Source organism: Tardiphaga sp. GW822-FHT04G09 (genome assembly GCF_058800725.1).
Window position 1 is genome coordinate 171,928 of the sequence record NZ_JBXAMO010000009.1, and the last position, 15,952, is coordinate 187,879.

17 protein-coding genes are annotated in these 15,952 nt (G+C 63.3%); 6 read left to right on the top strand and 11 right to left on the bottom strand.

The features are described from left to right. Positions 1 to 167: 167 nt before the first annotated feature. The 7 genes from AC1RLZ_RS17575 to AC1RLZ_RS17605 all read right to left on the bottom strand — a co-directional run bounded on the left by AC1RLZ_RS17575 (position 168) and on the right by AC1RLZ_RS17605 (position 5,332). The gene (locus AC1RLZ_RS17575) at positions 168 to 635 is read right to left on the bottom strand and encodes a GFA family protein (protein ID WP_493189656.1); all 468 of its coding nucleotides are present in this window, start codon (positions 633 to 635) and stop codon (positions 168 to 170) included. Between the two features lie 11 nt (positions 636 to 646). Next, complete coding sequence (locus AC1RLZ_RS17580; protein WP_493189657.1) at positions 647 to 2,518, bottom strand: methylmalonyl-CoA mutase family protein; 1,872 nt, start codon at positions 2,516 to 2,518, stop codon at positions 647 to 649. A gap of 170 nt (positions 2,519 to 2,688) precedes the next feature. Continuing rightward, positions 2,689 to 3,180 (bottom strand): 2-amino-4-hydroxy-6-hydroxymethyldihydropteridine diphosphokinase, encoded by a 492-nt coding sequence (gene folK / locus AC1RLZ_RS17585; RefSeq protein WP_493189658.1) that lies wholly within the window; start codon positions 3,178 to 3,180, stop codon positions 2,689 to 2,691. A gap of 3 nt (positions 3,181 to 3,183) precedes the next feature. Then, positions 3,184 to 3,549, bottom strand: coding sequence for a dihydroneopterin aldolase (folB, locus tag AC1RLZ_RS17590; protein WP_371420468.1), 366 nt, complete (start codon positions 3,547 to 3,549; stop codon positions 3,184 to 3,186). Continuing rightward, positions 3,546 to 4,391, bottom strand: coding sequence for a dihydropteroate synthase (gene folP / locus AC1RLZ_RS17595; RefSeq protein WP_493189659.1), 846 nt, complete (start codon positions 4,389 to 4,391; stop codon positions 3,546 to 3,548). Before folP ends, folB begins: the two co-directional genes overlap by 4 nt. A 109-nt stretch (positions 4,392 to 4,500) precedes the next feature. Further along, complete coding sequence (locus AC1RLZ_RS17600) at positions 4,501 to 4,908, bottom strand: DUF4332 domain-containing protein (RefSeq protein ID WP_371420470.1); 408 nt, start codon at positions 4,906 to 4,908, stop codon at positions 4,501 to 4,503. Between the two features lie 58 nt (positions 4,909 to 4,966). Then, positions 4,967 to 5,332: a DUF2267 domain-containing protein gene (locus AC1RLZ_RS17605; RefSeq protein WP_493189660.1), complete on the bottom strand. Its 366-nt coding sequence runs from the start codon at positions 5,330 to 5,332 to the stop codon at positions 4,967 to 4,969. Positions 5,333 to 5,695: 363 nt separating this feature from the next. Between AC1RLZ_RS17605 and AC1RLZ_RS17610 the strand changes: the two genes are divergently transcribed. The 4 genes from AC1RLZ_RS17610 to AC1RLZ_RS17625 all read left to right on the top strand — a co-directional run bounded on the left by AC1RLZ_RS17610 (position 5,696) and on the right by AC1RLZ_RS17625 (position 10,496). Beyond that, positions 5,696 to 7,312 (top strand): helicase HerA-like domain-containing protein, encoded by a 1,617-nt coding sequence (locus AC1RLZ_RS17610; protein WP_493189661.1) that lies wholly within the window; start codon positions 5,696 to 5,698, stop codon positions 7,310 to 7,312. A 137-nt stretch (positions 7,313 to 7,449) separates the two neighbouring features. After that, on the top strand, positions 7,450 to 8,742 hold the full coding sequence (locus AC1RLZ_RS17615; protein WP_493189731.1) for a glycosyltransferase family 87 protein: 1,293 nt from the start codon (positions 7,450 to 7,452) through the stop codon (positions 8,740 to 8,742). A 12-nt stretch (positions 8,743 to 8,754) separates the two neighbouring features. Then, positions 8,755 to 10,158, top strand: a complete 1,404-nt coding sequence (locus AC1RLZ_RS17620; RefSeq protein WP_493189662.1) for a M20/M25/M40 family metallo-hydrolase — start codon at positions 8,755 to 8,757, stop codon at positions 10,156 to 10,158. Between the two features lie 122 nt (positions 10,159 to 10,280). Then, positions 10,281 to 10,496: a hypothetical protein gene (locus AC1RLZ_RS17625; RefSeq protein ID WP_493189663.1), complete on the top strand. Its 216-nt coding sequence runs from the start codon at positions 10,281 to 10,283 to the stop codon at positions 10,494 to 10,496. An 83-nt stretch (positions 10,497 to 10,579) separates the two neighbouring features. On the opposite strand, the gene AC1RLZ_RS17630 is transcribed toward AC1RLZ_RS17625, so the two are convergent. The 3 genes from AC1RLZ_RS17630 to pdxR form a co-directional block, all read right to left on the bottom strand. Beyond that, entirely contained in the window at positions 10,580 to 11,359 is a 780-nt protein-coding gene (locus AC1RLZ_RS17630) for a class II aldolase/adducin family protein (RefSeq protein WP_371420474.1), read from the bottom strand. Between the two features lie 137 nt (positions 11,360 to 11,496). After that, a complete protein-coding gene (locus tag AC1RLZ_RS17635) occupies positions 11,497 to 11,622 on the bottom strand; it encodes a hypothetical protein (protein WP_493189664.1) in 126 nt (41 codons plus the stop codon). After that, entirely contained in the window at positions 11,619 to 13,097 is a 1,479-nt protein-coding gene (pdxR, locus tag AC1RLZ_RS17640) for a MocR-like pyridoxine biosynthesis transcription factor PdxR (RefSeq protein WP_493189665.1), read from the bottom strand. Before pdxR ends, AC1RLZ_RS17635 begins: the two co-directional genes overlap by 4 nt. Before the next feature lie 109 nt (positions 13,098 to 13,206). Between pdxR and AC1RLZ_RS17645 the strand changes: the two genes are divergently transcribed. Then, a complete protein-coding gene (locus tag AC1RLZ_RS17645) occupies positions 13,207 to 14,148 on the top strand; it encodes a DMT family transporter (RefSeq protein ID WP_493189666.1) in 942 nt (313 codons plus the stop codon). Here AC1RLZ_RS17645 and bla read toward each other — a convergent pair. Then, on the bottom strand, positions 14,111 to 14,977 hold the full coding sequence (gene bla, locus AC1RLZ_RS17650; protein ID WP_493189667.1) for a class A beta-lactamase: 867 nt from the start codon (positions 14,975 to 14,977) through the stop codon (positions 14,111 to 14,113). The two genes, AC1RLZ_RS17645 and bla, sit on opposite strands and share 38 nt — an antisense overlap. A 229-nt stretch (positions 14,978 to 15,206) precedes the next feature. Between bla and AC1RLZ_RS17655 the strand changes: the two genes are divergently transcribed. Then, the gene (locus AC1RLZ_RS17655) at positions 15,207 to 15,920 is read left to right on the top strand and encodes a DNA helicase (protein ID WP_493189668.1); all 714 of its coding nucleotides are present in this window, start codon (positions 15,207 to 15,209) and stop codon (positions 15,918 to 15,920) included. The last annotated feature ends 32 nt before the right edge of the window (positions 15,921 to 15,952 follow it).

The window sequence follows — 15,952 nt, forward strand, 5'->3', positions numbered from 1 at the left end:
GAGTCTCTGAACGTTCTTTTTGTAGGTCGGGTCGTCGGACGGGGGCGTTTCAGTTTTCCGCCAGAGTACCACGTCAAGCACTTTCTCAAGCACTGTCGCGATCGGCCACATCAGCAAGTCGAACAACAAACTGCCCATGCGTACGATCCTTGTTGAAACGCTTCACCTCAATCATGATCCGGATGCTGATAGCTGAACACTTCCGCGCATTTTTCCGGTCCGTAATTCTGCATCGTGGTCTTGCTCGGCAGGTTCGCCACATTGCCGACCCAGCCGAGACGCGACTCGCTGCCGAATTGCAGCGTCGGGACCACACGGTCCGGGCGGTCGAAGGCGCCGGTCATGATCTCGATATTCGGGCCACCGATGCGGCGATAGCTCAGCGGTGTGCCGCATTTGGCGCAGAAGTCGCGTTCGGCGATCGACGATGACTTGAACGCCGACGGCTTGCCGCGGGTCCACGCGAAATTCTCTTTCGGGATATCGGCAAGCGAGGCGAACGGCGCACCGGTGGCCTTCTGGCACATGCGGCAATGGCAGATGCTCACCCGTGTTGGCGCAGCCGACAGCGCAAAGCGGATATTGCCGCATTGGCAGCCGCCGGTCAGCACGGGCTTGCTCGCCGTCGCCGTCATCGCTCACTCCCTCAGGCCGAATTTAGTAGATCATGGGCCTGTACCAGCATGGCCAGTGCATCGCCGCCGGCAAAGATGAAATCCCTCACACCTGCGGCGCGCAAGGGCGCTTCCAGATCACCGGGGCGGCCTGCCAGATAGATATGTTTTGCGCCGGCGGTTTGCAGCGCCTTGGCGGCAGGCGCAGCCTGGCCGGCATAGAGCTTGTCGGAGGAGCAGATACATACCAGCGCAGCGCCGGAGGCCTGCCAGGCCCTGGCGAGTTCAGCCGGATCGGCGAAGCCGTCGCTGTCGACGGCTTCGATGCCGCCGGTCTCGAAGAAGCTCTTGGCGAAGGTCGCGCGTGCGGTGAAATCGGCGGGCGTGCCGAGATTGGCGAGGAACACCTTCGGCCTTGCACCCTTGCGGGCCAGCAGGTGATCCGACTTGTCGCGCAGCGCCTCGAAGGGCGAGGCCAGCCGGATCGGTTCCAGCGGGTTGAACTTGATCTTGTCCTTGCCATAGGGCTTGCCGGGGATCGGCTTCACCTTCAGCACGGTGGCGCGGGCTTCGTGCAGGTTGGGGAATTCGCTGGCGCCGGTCAGCACCTCGCGCCGCTTGGCGATGCTGGCCTGGCGCGCGGCGCGGGTGGCGGCGATCCTGGGCTGGATCACGTTGTTGCCCAGCGCCGGGAAGGCGCCGCCGGCTTTTTCGATATCCTGGAACTGGGCCCATGCGGCGTCGCACAGTTCGCGGGTCAGCGCCTCGATGCCGCCGGCGCCTGCTGCGGGATCGGAGACCTTGGCGAGGTTCGACTCCTCCAGCAGTATGAGCTGCGTGTTGCGCGCGGCGCGGCGCGCGAAGCCATCGGGCAGGCCGAGCGCCAGCGTATGCGGCAGCACGCAGATGGAGTTGGCACCGCCGAGACCTGCGGCAAAGGTCGCCATGGTCGCGCGCAGCATGTTTACATAGGGATCGCGCTGCGTGAGCATGCGCCACGCGGTATCGGCCGCGATGAACATCGGCTTCGGCGTGAGACCGCAGCTTTCCTCGATGCGCGCCCACAGCAGGCGCAGCGCGCGGAATTTCGCCATGGTGAGAAACTGATCGGCGTCGGCTGCGAGACGCGCATAGACCATGCTGCGGGCCGTCTCGAGCGGAATGTTATGGTCTTCCATCGCGCGCAGATAGGAGACCATCACCGCGAGCACATAAGCCAGTTCCTGCACTTCGGAGCCACCGGCATCGTGGATGATGCGGCCGTCGGCGACAGCGAACGGGCCCTTGAAGCCTTGCGCCGCCAGTTTCTTGATGGCGTCGGTGACGGCGGGCGCCATTTCCCACCAGTTATAGGCGCTGGTGCCCCACACCGCGGTGGCGCCAATGGGATCGAGCCCAAAGCGGATATCGCATTTGGCGGGATCGATGCCCTTCGTCTTGATGTAATCGGCCAGATACGTCACGGCCATGCGCGACTGCGGGCCGGCATGGAGCTCGATGCCGATGCCGGCGTCGAGATAGATGCCGTCGAACAACGTCTCGATGGTCTCGGGCGAGGCGACGAGGCCGAAGCCACGCGCGCCATTGGCGCCCTCGAACACCAGCGTCAGGCCCGTGGCACCGTTTTCCAGATCGTGCAGCGCCTGCTTGTTGGACTTCGCGGCATCGGGGTGGTCGATCCGTTGCATGATCTGCCACGGAGCCGCGGGCGGGCGGGTGGCAATCGGCGCAGCATCATGGGCGCGGGGATAGATCGGCTGGATCTTGACGCCGTCATAGGTCTTGCTGATCAGCTTCTCGAATGGCGCGCCTTTCAGCACGCCATCGACGAGCTTGCGCCAGTCGTCATAGGTCGCAGGCGCAAAATCGGCGGCCAGCCGCAGGTCGTCAGTCGCAGTCGACATTTAGGAACTTCACTCCCGGCATTGCTTCGTTGTTGAACCGGAAAATGCCATGCCGAGAAGGGGTTGCCAATGCCTCTTAGGACATGGCCCTGCGCGCTTTTGGCGCGCGGAACAGGAAGCGGGGCTGTTTCCCTCTCCCCGCAATGCGGCGAGAGGGTGGAGGCCGGCGCTCAATCCAGGTCCGGCAGTCGCTCGATGCCCTCGGTTGAGAGGGCCTGCAGATGCTCGCTCACGGTCTTGCCCGATATCACCCGGTCCGGGGCGATCTCGGCCAGCGGCACCAGCACGAAGGCACGGGTAGTGGCGCGGGGATGTGGCAGGTGCAGTTCCGGCTTGGCGATGACGACGTCGTCATAGGCGATCATGTCGAGATCGAGCGGCCGCGGACCCCAGTGCCCCTCGGCAACGCGGTTGCGGCCGAACTTGTGCTCGATCTTGTGCAGCGTGAACAACAGCGCGTGCGGATCGAGATCGGTCTCGATCTCGATTGCCGCATTGACGAAATGGTCCTGCGGCACGTCGCCCACCGGCGGCGTGCGGTAGTCTGCCGAGCGTTCGATCAGCGCGGCCTGTGTCATGCCGCAGATATTGCTGATCGCCTTGCGGAACGTCGTGCGGACATCGCCGACATTGCCGCCGAGCGCGATGAGGACGCTAGCCATGGTCTATGACCTCGTGCGGTTCAGTACCACGCCGACATCGTCGAAGATCGCGGCGATCGGTGCGTGCGGCTTGTGCACGGTGACCTTGATGGCGCTGACACGTGGAAAGTCCGCCAGCACGGCGTCGGCCACGGCGCCGGCCGCGCGTTCAAGCAGCTTGTAGTTGGTATCCTTGAAGGCGGCGATGGCGGTGGCTACCACATTGGCATAGGACACAGTGTCCGCAAGCCGGTCGCTGCGCGCGGCAAGATCGATATCGGTGGTCAGTTCGATATCGATGATGAAGCGCTGCCCGACGACGCCTTCGTAATCGAGCACGCCGTGATGCGCATGCACAGATACGCCCTTGATGAAGATCATGTCGCTCATCTTAATTCCTCGATGGCTGCGGTGACACGCAGGGCCTGAACGGTTTCCGCGACGTCATGGGCGCGGACGATCTTGGCGCCGTGCCGCACTGCCAGCAGGTGCGCGGCGAGCGATCCGCCGATACGCTGCTGCGGTTCCGACGGCACGACGGTCGATATGAATTTCTTGCGCGAGGCGGCGATCAGCACCGGCAGGCCGAAACTGTTCAACTCGTCGAACCGCGCCAGCGCGATCATGCTCTGCTCAGGTGTCTTGCCGAAGCCGATGCCGGGATCGAGAACGATGTGGCCCGCGGGAATGCCGGCCCTGGCGGCGATCTCCAGCGACCGCGCGAAAAAGTCCTTGATGTCGCGGACGATATCGATGCTGCCATCGACGTCGTTGCGGTTATGCATGACGACGACAGGCGCATTGTGCTCCGCGACGACGCGGGCCATGTCGGGATCGCCCTGCAGGCCCCAGATGTCATTGGCGATGGCCACGCCGGCGGCGAGCGCTTTTGCGACGACGGATGCCTTCATGCTGTCGATCGATACCGGCGTGCCGAGCGCGATGACGTCGGCCAGCACCGGCACGAGGCGTGCCCATTCTTCATCGGCAGTGACCGGCCGGGACCCATAGGGCCGTGTGGACTCGGCGCCGATGTCGATGATCCCGGCGCCCTCGGCGATCATGCGTCGCGCCTGCACCAGTGCGCGCTCGGGGGCATCGAACTGGCCGCCATCGGAGAAGGAGTCCGGGGTGACGTTCAGGATGCCCATCACGGCAGGCACCGGCGATGCCAGCAGCGCGGCCAGCACCGGGTGGGCCGTCGGAGCAGACGTGGTCGGACGCGCGATCATGAGGTCGCTTTGCGCGGTCGGGGGGAGGGAGTCAAGATAGGGCGATGACGCTTTCTTTTCCCTCCCCACGCAAGCGCGGGGGAGGGAGAGGAGCGTCGCTGCTACCTTCTCAATACGAGATCTTCAGCGGCAGCTGGCGGGCCTTCTCGATCAGGTCGCCAACGGACTTCTCGGAGGGCATTACCCGGACCAGCTTGCGCTTGTCATTGGCCTCGCGCATCGCCAGAGCGAGGCGGGCGGGATTGCGGTGGGCCAGTTCGCGCACGGTATTGACGCCGGAGGCACGGAGCAGTTCGGCCTTGGCCTTGCCCATGCCGGGGATGCGCAGATAGTCGGCGAGGTTCGCCCATTCGAGCAGTTGTTGTTCGCTGAACCCGGTCTTGGCGGCGAGTTCCTTGCGGCATTTGGCGGAGTGAGCGGCATCCAGCAGCCCTTCCATGGTGCGGATGCCTGCCTTTTTCAGTTTGGTCGCGGCGAAGGCCGTCAAACCGTCAATCTTGGAGATGGGATATGTCATGATACTCGGACGTATGAAGATACTTGAAGCTTACGCGCGCTGCTGACGTAACAGACGGTCAGGAGAACTGGCTCAGGCCAGGCGTGCCGGCAACGATCTCGTCCATGGCATCGGCGCCGATCTTCTCGCGGCCGAACTTGAACAGTTCGCGCGCGACGCTCTGGATCTCGCCCATGCCGAGGCCAAGACCCATCAGCTTGCTGCCCAGGGCCATGATGCCGCCGCCCATCAGGCTGCTCAGTCCTCCACCGCCCTCTGACGATGCGATGACTGCGTCCGCACCCGGAATTTTTTCGATGAGCGCATTGACCGGCGCGGCCGGTGCTTCCTTGCGCAGGAACCCCAGGATGATGCCGACAGCCTTTTCAGCCACGGCTTCATCGATGCCGACCTTTGCGGTCAGCGCTTTGATCAACTCGTCCATGATGCCCCGCCTCACATCGGTTGAGTGCCGATGCCCTTATGTTGAAAAATGATCTTGAGCCGCTGCGATTCGAATTACAAGCACGCCAACCCGCCCAACGTGCGATTCAGCGTAATCGCACATCGAGTGTTGCACCAATGCAAGAGCAAACGTGAAATTTTGGTCAATTGTTCGCAGATGCGACAGGGCCACACTTTGGAAACAGCAAAACAAATGGCTTGCAGTGTCCGTTGGAATGACGGGCGGGTTTCAGGCGCGGCGGGAACTCTTTGCGTTTCAATCGCTCGTCAAGATGCAGTAAGATCATGTGAGCCGCAAATTTTTCGAATTTTTTTTCTTGATGCGCGCGACAGAGGCGATCCGATGGCGACCACCGAACTGAAGTCAGGCGATACCGACGACAAGATCTTCATCGGCAAGGGCGAACAACAGGCATGGCTGACGCTGGCCCTCGGCAATCGCCATGGCCTCGTCACCGGCGCGACGGGAACGGGTAAAACTGTATCGTTGCAGGTGATGGCAGAGGGATTTGCGCGCGCCGGCGTGCCGGTTTTCGCCGCGGACATCAAGGGCGATCTCTCCGGCATTGCCGAAGTCGGCGAAGCCAAGGATTTCATCCTCAAGCGCGCCAAGGAAATGGCGCTGACGTTTCAGCCCGATCAGTTCTCGACCGTGTTCTGGGACGTGTTCGGCGAGCAGGGGCATCCCGTGCGCGCGACAGTCTCTGAAATGGGACCACTCCTGCTGGCGCGGCTGCTCGATCTCAACGACGTGCAGGAAGGCGTGCTCAACGTGGCCTTCCGCGTCGCCGACGAGAACGGCCTGACCCTGCTCGACATGAAGGATCTGCGCTCGCTGCTCGATGCGATCGTGCCGATGACCGCCAAGAAGGACGAGGTCGATCCACTCGCCGATGTCCGCAAGTCGGCGGGGAGCTTCGGAAACGTCACCAAGGCAACGATCGGCACCATCCAGCGCCAGTTGCTGGTGCTGGAAAACCAGGGTGCCGATAAATTCTTCGGAGAACCGGCACTTGAGCTGAAAGATTTTCTGAAGACCGACCGCGACGGCCGCGGCATGGTCAATATCCTGGTCGCCGACAAGCTGATGTCGAGCCCGCGGCTCTACGCAACCTTCCTGCTGTGGCTGCTCTCGGAACTGTTCGAGGAATTGCCCGAGGTTGGCGACCTGCCGAAGCCGAAACTCGTGTTCTTCTTCGACGAAGCGCATCTGCTGTTCAACGATGCGCCGAAGGCGCTGCTGGACAAGATCGAGCAGGTGGTGCGCCTGATCCGCTCCAAGGGCATCGGCGTCTATTTCGTGACCCAGAACCCGATCGATGTGCCCGATCGCGTACTCGCCCAGCTTGGCAACCGCGTGCAGCACGCCTTGCGCGCCTTCACGCCGCGCGATCAGAAGGCCGTGCAGGCGGCGGCACAGACCTTCCGCGCCAATCCGAAACTCGACACGGCCACGGTCATCACCGAACTCGGCAAGGGCGAGGCGCTGGTGTCGTTCCTCGAAGGCAATGGCACGCCGGCAATGGTCGAACGCATCATGGTGCGTCCGCCCACCGCGCGGATCGGGCCGATCACGCCTGAGGAGCGCAAGGCCATCATGAATGCCAGCCCGGTAAAGGGCAAATACGACACGGCGATCGATTCCGAATCCGCCTACGAGATGCTGCAGAAACGTGTCGCGGGCGCCGCGGCAGCGCCGGCCGATGCCGGCGGCGGGGCGGGAGGCGGCGGCTTGCTGGGCCAGCTCGGCGCCATCGTCGGCACGATCTTCGGCACCAATACCGGCCGCAACAGGCTCTCCACCGGCCAGGTGATCGCACGCAGCGTGACCCGCAGCGTCACCAACAAGGTTGTCGGCGGCGTCGTTGCCAATATAGGCAAGCAGGTTGGCGGCTCGCTCGGCAGTTCGATCGGCCGCGAGATCGTGCGCGGCGCGCTGGGCGGGATTTTGAAGCGGTAAACGCCGTTCACGACGCCGATATGCGCCGGCCCGCGGCTTTGCAGGTCCGGCGCCATCTGCTACCCACCGCGGTCTGAACGCGCTGCCCTGGCGCGTCGTTGAAGCGGGACTGCGAAGTGACGAAAAGTGACGGCGAAATGCCGGTTTTGCGGTGGCCGTCCTTGCGGCAGCCGCTGGACCTGCTGTTTCTTGCGACCTGCGTCCTGCTGACGGCGGATGTGCTCGTCCCGGAAATCTTCGGTCACGGCAAGACCAAGGACTACGCGCTGTGGTTCTGGGCCGGGCAACAGGTGCTGCACGGCGCGCCGCTTTATGAAGCGAAGACCAATGGCGCGCTGGACTTCATCTATCCGCCGCTGTCCGCGATCCTGCTGGCGCTGCCGAGCTGGTTCGGCAAGATACCGCTCTATCTCTCGCTCTCGATCCTGAATTCGGCAGCCTGGGCGATCACCAGCCAGTTGTCGAACGCCATGACCGGCTCGAAGAAGATTCCGGCGGCGTGGCTTGCGGCGCTGCCGGGCTTTGCGACCATCACCTTCGTGTTCGACATGTACGATCTCGGCCAGCCCAATCTGGTGCTGCTGGCGATGATGCTGCTCGGCTTCTGGTGGATGCAGAAAGACCGGCCGTGGCTCGGCGGCAGCATGTTTGCGCTGGCGACGGCCATCAAGGTGTTCCCGATTGCGGTGCTGCCCTATCTGATCTGGCGGCGGCACTGGGCGGCGTCGGCGAGCATGATCATCTGCACGCTGCTGTTGCTCTACGTGGTGCCGGCGCCGTTTCGTGGCTTCGAGCGCAACGCTGCCGAGGTGAAGACCTGGTACACCGAAATGGTCGGCTCCAGCTCGGAGAAGGGCTTCGGCCAGCGCGATGAGCAGAACTGGTCCTGGGTCAATCAGTCGATCATCGCGATGACGCATCGCCTGGTGCGGCCGATCGATTATTTCCAGGACGATCCCAAGCGCGGATCGGCCACGATGAATGTGATCGATGTCAGCTACAAGACAGCGAACCTGATCGTGCTCGCAGTCTCCGGCCTGATCGGCCTCGGTTTCATCTGGTCATTGCTGCCGCGATCGAAACTCACGCCGCGCTCGCGTGCCGAAGAACTCGGCGTGCTGTTCTGTCTGATGACGGTGGCATCGCCGTTGGCGCGGCAATATTATTTCATGTGGCTGTTCCTGCCGCTCACGGTGCTGATGCATCGCGCTGCCGATGATCCCAGGCCGAATGTGCGGACCGGCACATGGTCGCTGCTCGGCGTCGTCGGTGTGCTGATGGCGCTGTCGATCCCGGTTTTTTCGCCGGTGCTGCAGGCCTGGGGCAACAATCTGCTGGCGACGGCCATCCTCGCAGGCGGATTGATCTGGCATATGCACCACCCGCCGGTGCTGCTAGATTCCGCTGACGTTCCGGACCATATCAGTTAAGGAAACTTGCCCATGCCCAACGCGCAGCTTGCCTCCGTTCTCGATCGCGTCGATGCCGATTTCGACAACAGTCTGGAGCGGTTGTTCGCGCTGCTGCGGATCAAGTCGATCTCCGCCGATCCGGCTTTCGCTGACGACTGCAAGGCGGCGGCAAAGCATCTTGCGGGCGAGATCGAGGCCCTGGGCTTCAAGACCGAGGTGCGGCCGACCGCAGGCCACCCGGCCATTGTCGCCACCGCCAAGGGCAACACCGGCAAGCGGCCGCATGTGCTGTTTTACGGCCATTATGACGTGCAGCCGGTCGATCCGCTGAATCTGTGGCATCGCCCGCCATTCGAGCCGGTCGTCACCAAGCACGCCGATGGCCGCGACATCATCGTCGCGCGCGGCGCACAGGACGACAAGGGCCAGCTCTCGACCTTCGTCGAGGCGTGCCGCGCCTGGGTGAATGTCACGGGCGCGCTGCCGATCGATCTCACCATCTGCATCGAAGGCGAGGAGGAAGTCGGCTCGAAGAACTTCGTGCCGTTCCTGGAGGCCAACAAGAAGGATCTCGCGGCCGACTTCGCCGTGGTCTGCGACACCGGCATGTGGGACCCCAATACCCCGGCGATCACCACGTCGCTGCGCGGCCTCGTCTATGAGGAAGTGAAGATCACCGCGGCCAATCGCGATCTGCATTCCGGCATCTATGGCGGCGGCGCGCGCAATCCGATCCGCGTGCTGACCAACATTCTCGGCAAGCTGCATGACGACAACGGCCGTATCACCATTCCCGGCTTCTATGATGGCGTGAAGGATCTGCCCGCCGATATTCTGGCGCAGTGGAAGGGTCTCGGCCTCACCGCGGAGACGTTCCTGAAACCAATTGGCCTGTCGATCTCCGCCGGCGAAAAAGGCCGCGAACTGATCGAACAGATCACGTCGCGCCCGACCTGCGACATCAACGGCATCGTCGGCGGCTATACGGGCGAGGGCTCCAAGACCGTGATCGCCTCGCATGCATCTGCGAAGGTTTCGTTCCGCATCGTCGAAGGGCAGGACCCCGGCAAGATCCGCGACGCGTTCCGCAAATTCGTGACCGATCAACTGCCGGGCGACTGCACCGCTGAGTTTCTCGATCACTCCAATGCGCCGGCCATTGCGCTCGACTGGAACATGAAGCCGCTGGCGGCGGCGCGCGATGCGCTCACTGACGAGTGGGGCAAGCAGGCGCTCTTGATCGGCTCCGGCGCATCGATCCCGATCGTCGCCGATTTCAAGCGCACGCTGGGGCTGGACTCGCTGCTGATCGGTTTCGGCCTCGACGACGACAACATCCATTCGCCGAACGAGAAGTATGACCTCAAGAGCTTCCACAAGGGCATCAGGTCGTGGGCGCGGATCATTGCTGCGCTGGCGGATGTGAAGAAGTAAGCCGCTCGTTAGTCATTCCGGGGCGCTCGCGCCCCGGAATGACAGGGTTGGCTGCGCGTTGACCCACATCAAGGCTTGCGTCAGGCTTTCCTGATCGAAAGACAAAAAAGGGAGAGAGCGCCATGTCCGCAACCGAGATCGCCAATACCCATTTCTCTGCCGCCATGGCGGCAGCACAGGCCGCAGGGGTCGATCAGGACAGCGTCTGCCGCTCCCTGGTGAATCTCGTGGTCTCGAAATATCTCGAAACCAGGAGCGTGACTGACGTGCAGTCGGAGCTGCGTTTCGTTGCCGACAATTGCGACCCGGACACGGATTTCGCGTTCATGCGGCCGTGATGCCAAGAAAAAACGCCGCCCGGAATTGGACGGCGTTTTGAATCACTGTGTAGAGGTATGTAACCTCCCTATAGCACCAAATCTCAGGTCTTGTAAGACGGATCGCGGCGGTCGAGCTTGCGCAGCATCGGCGGCCAGACCAGCTTGGTGGAGCGCAGCTCCGACCTCTCGGGGTTCGAGACCAGTTCGGCGTTCTTGTCGATCACGATCTGATCGACCGGATAGGCGGTCGGGCCGAGCATCCGGGTGCGGACCTGCATGGTGCAGGCACGCTCCAGATAATACATGCGCTCGAAGGCCGAGGCGACCGAGCGGCCGACGGTCAGTGTACCGTGATTGCGCAGCAGCATGGCGTTCTTGGTGCCGAGATCCTTTTGAAGGCGAGGGCGCTCGTCGTGATCGAGCGCGACGCCTTCATAGTCGTGATAGGCGAGGTCGGGGATCACGAGCTGGGCGGTCTGGTTCAACGGCTGCAGGCCCTCCATGCAGGAAGCGACCGCGGTGCCGTCCGGCGTGTGCAGATGCATCACGCAGCCTGCATCCTCGCGCACTTCGTGGATCGCCGAATGGATGGTGAAGCCGGCCGGGTTGATGCTGTAGTCGCTTTCGGAGAGCTGGTTGCCGTCGAGATCGACCTTGACCAGCGACGATGCGGTGATCTCTTCGAAGATCAGCCCATAGGGATTGATCAGGAAGTGATGCTCGGGGCCGGGCACGCGGGCGGAGATGTGGGTGTCGATGAGATCGTCCCAGCCGTAGAGCGCAACGAGACGGTAGGCAGCGGCGAGATTGACGCGCTGGGCCCATTCGGCCTCGCTCATGGTGGACTGGACTTCCTTGAGGCGGGCTTCCGCTGGCGACATCTAAGTTCTCCCGGACTGGCTGGCAGTGTTCTGGCGTTTCGCTGATGCGAGCGTAGTCCCGCTCCGGCGGGGCGGCAAGCCGGCCGGTTTGCGGGCCAGTCATGCTTTCCGGGCGGCAAAAGGCCCGATCACGACATTCAGGAACTGAAACGCGCGCGATAGTCCTGCGGCGTAGCAGAAATCAGTCGCAGGAAGCTGCGTCGCATGGTCTCCTCGGAACCGAAGCCGCAGCGTTGCGAGATCCGTTTCACCGGCAGTTTCATTTCCGAGAGCCGCCGCCGCGCGCCGTGGCGGCCTCGCGCAACACGCCCCCGATGATGGCGGCGGCCTTGTCGATCTCCTGCTCGTTCCAGGCGGCGAAACCCATGAACAATCCCTGATCGCTCGCCGGTCCGGTGAAATGCATCGAGAGCGGGCGGGCCGTCACGCCGAGTTTGGCCAGTCGCGCCGAAATGGCGCGGTCGTCGCGATGAGGATCGAGATAGGCCAGGAGCTGCATGCCGCCGGCCGGCGGTTCGATCGTCAGGTGATCACCTGCGTGAGTGCGCAGTGCCTGCAGCAAATGATCGCGCCGGCCGCGATAGACGCGCGTCATCTTGCGGATATGTGCGGCGAAGTGGCCGTCGTCGATGAACTCGGCCAGCGCATCCTGCACCGGCGCCGGCACGATATGGCTGCCGTGGCGCTGGGCCTTTTCGAACAGGTCGGCGAGGTCCGGCGGCACGATGGCGTAGCCGCTGCGCACATCTGAAAACATCGATTTCGAAAAGGTGCCGACATAGAACACGCGGCCATTGTCATCGAGGCCCTGCAGGGCAGCGACTGGGCGGCCGTCATAGTGGAATTCGCTGTCGTAGTCGTCCTCGACGATCGCCGCGCCGATCTCATTGGCAAAACCGAGCAACTGTTGCCGACGGCTCACCGGCATCAACCGCCCGGTGGGATGCTGATGCGACGGCGTCACGAAGATCAGCCGTGGACGATCGCGGCGGCCCCTGAAAACCAGGCCGCCGCGATCCAGCGCAATGCCGCGCACACTGGCGCCAGCCGCATCCAGTGCCGCGCGGGCGCCGCCATAGCCGGGGCTCTCCACCCAGGCGAGATCGCCGGCATCGAGTAGCACGCGGGCGATCAGTTCGAGCGCGGCCTGCGCCGACGGCATGATGATGATCTGCCGCGCGTCGGCCCTGACACCGCGATGCTCAACGAGATGGCGGAGCAGGGCGGTGCGCAGCGATGTGCGATTGATCGCGGGATCGCCGGTCGGCGCGCGTCGCGCCGCGCGGCGCAGGCAGCGCGCCCAGATGTCATGGGGAAACAGCCTGGCATCGGCCAGCACCGTGGCCAATGGCTGCGGCGGGCCGCTATTGACGAACGGCCAGTCTGATTTTCGCACGCGCTCGGCCCAGCGCGACAGGCCGATGGGTTTGGCTTTCTTGGCTGCAATGTTGCGCCCGGTCAGCAGCGCCTTGCGCTCGGCGGCCGCGACCGTGGGGCGTCGTCCCTGCGCGATCTCGAGATAGCCTTCCATCGCCAGCTGGTCGATGACCGCCGAGACGGTGTTGCGCGCGAGGCCGAGCTGCTTCGCGCAGTCGCGGCTCGATGGCAGGCGATGGCCCGGCGGCAGCGCGCCGCTCAGGATCGCCGTGCGGAGCTGATCGTAGAGCTGCCGCGTCAATGTCTCGCTGCTCGCGGAACCGCGTTCGAGATCAATCAGCCCCGCGAGAATGTCGCTCATCAAACTGGCTCAGTCATTTTTCATGAAATGGATCTTTGATTGGGGCCAGTAAAACCTAGTGTCGTGCTTCTGTCGAGTGCGCCATGCACCGACGCCGTGAGATGAAGCCATGTCCGACCATCCCCTGTCGCGCCGTACGGCGCTGCTCTTGTTTGCTGTCGTGGTCACCATGTGGGGGCTGAACTGGACGCTGACGAAATTTCTGGTGCAGCACCTTCCGCCGCTATGGTCGGTGGCAATCCGCGCCTTGGTTGCCACGCTCGCTCTGGCAGCCATTACGCTGGCACGCCGGCAATTCATCCTGCCGCGCCGCGGCGATCTGCCTGTGATCGTCAGTGTCGCGGTGCTGCATATGAGCGCGTTCTCGGCGCTGGTTGCCTTCGGCCTGCAATTCGTGCCGGTCGGGCGCTCGATCGTGCTCGGCTATACCACGCCGCTGTGGGTCGCACCGGCCGCGTGGCTGCTGCTGCGCGAACCGGTCCCGCGAGAGCGCCTGGTCGGCATTGTGCTCGGGCTCGCCGGGATCGCGGTTATGTTCAATCCGGCGGCATTCGACTGGAGCAATGGCAATGCGCTGATCGGCAGCGGCTTGCTGTTGCTCGCGGCGTTGTGCTGGGCGGCGAATATCGTCTATGTGCGCGGCCACCGCTGGATTTCCGAGCCGTTCCAGCTGGTGTTCTGGCAGGCGCTGCTCGCGAGCGTCCTGCTGACGACGCTGGCGCTCATGCGCGAAGGTATCCCTGATATCGCCTGGACGCGCGAACTTGTCGGCGCTCTGCTGTTCGGCGGCATCTTCGGCACGGCGCTGGCGCATTGGGCGATGGTGATCATCAACCGCAGCCTGCCGGCGACGATTACCTCGCTCGGACTGCTGGCGACGCCCGTGATGGGCGTTGCGATTTCCGCGCTTGTGCTGGGCGAGGCGATCGAGCTGTCGCTGATCGCCGCCATGGCGATGATCCTCGGCGGAATTGTCATCGGAACGATGTCGCGCCGGACGGATGTTGCGCGGCCTATCCCAACTGCCCAACCGTCTCGCCAATCGCCTTGAACACCGTCTCCAATTGCGGCGGCGTCGGCGCGCCGCCTTGCGTATAGGCGGCGATGATGACGGGCTGGTCCGGCTTCGGCCAGGCCACGGCGATGTCGCCGGCGGCGTCCTTGCCGTTATTGCCGGTCTTGTCGCCGATCTTCCATGTCTTCGGCAGGCCGGCGCGCAGGCGCTTGTCGCCGGTCTTGCAGTTCATCATCCAGTCGATGAGCTGATCGCGCGAGGCTGATGTCAGCACGCCGCCGGTCACGAAGCGTTTGACGTTGCCGGCCATCGCGGCAGGCGTGGTCGTATCCTGCGGATTGCCGGGACGCGACCGGTTCAGCAGCGGTTCGTAATGATCGAGGCGCGAGACACCGTCGCCGGTCTTGTTCCAGAAGGCGGTGAGGGCGGCCGGACCGCCGACACGCGCCAGCAGCATATTGGCGCAGGTGTTGTCGCTGAGTTCGACGATGGCCTTGCACATGTCTGATACGGAGAGTGCGCCTCTGGCGAGATTGTCGCGCGCGACCGGTGCATATTCGAGCAGGTCCGCAGCGGCATAGGAGATCATCTGGTCGGGTTTGTCCTCGCCGCGATCGATGCGGGCAAGAACGAAGGCGGCGAGCGACGCCTTGAACGTACTGCACATCACAAAGCGCTCATTGGCGCGCCATGCGATCTTCGCGCCCGTTTTCAGGTTTTCGGCATAGACGCCGATCCGTCCACCGGTGTCGCGTTCATAGGCCTGCAAGGCCGTCGGTGCGTCCTTCGCCTTTTCTTTTGCGAGAGCGGGCCACACTGCGAGCGCCGGCGCAGCCGCCAGCAAAGTCCGTCGATTTATGATCATGGCGTGTCATTCGCGGAGGAAGAGGGAGAATTGATGGCCGGGGATTTGGGAAGTCCGTAATTTCGCCGGGGAGGGGTTTGCGTTACACTCTGATTCTGGCGCGGCCCACGCCTCCCCCCTCCAACGGGAAAGTATCCATCATACCGGGCTCGCTCATCACCGAACCAACTGTTCGAGCATCAAGCATAAGGAGGGGTTGTGACAACGCTCGCACCAGGAGGTTCTCACGATGCGTCTTTCTGCGCCTGTCTATCAATTGAAGCGCAAGGCCAGGCTTCTTTCCCGCAGCGCTGATATTCCACTGCATGAGGCGCTCGACCGGATCGCCGTGCAGGAGGGTTTCGGCGCATGGAGTCTGCTTGTCGCCCGGATGTCGGCGGTCACGCCGGCGGCGAAACTGTTTGCGCAACTGTCTCCCGGCGATCTCTTGCTGATGGGCGCGCGCCCGGGCCATGGCAAGACGCTAATGAGTCTGAAGCTCGCCGTGGAAGCCATGCAGTCAGGCCAGCGCAGCGTGTTCTTCTCGCTGGAATACAGTGAAAGGGAAGTGCTGGATCGCTTCCGCGCCATCGGTGTGGAGCGGGAGCGTTTCGATGGTCTGTTTGACTTCGACAATTCCGACGACATCAGCGCCGACTACATCGTCAGGAAACTGGCTGACGCACCGCGCGGCTCGCTCATCGTGATCGACTATCTGCAACTGCTCGATCAGAAACGCGAGAACCCGGCATTGATGGTGCAGGTGCGCGCACTGCAGTCTTTCGCCAGGGAGCGCGGGCTGATCTTCGTCTTCATCTCGCAGATCCACCGGTCCTTCGATCCGGCGGTGAAGCCATATCCCGATCTGGAGGATGTGCGATTGCCCAATCCGGTCGACCTCGGCCTGTTCAGCAAGACCTGCTTCCTGAACAATGGCGACGTCCGGTTTCGGGCGGCGCGCTGACGCCCGCGTGAAGCGTTGTCATCCCGGCGCTT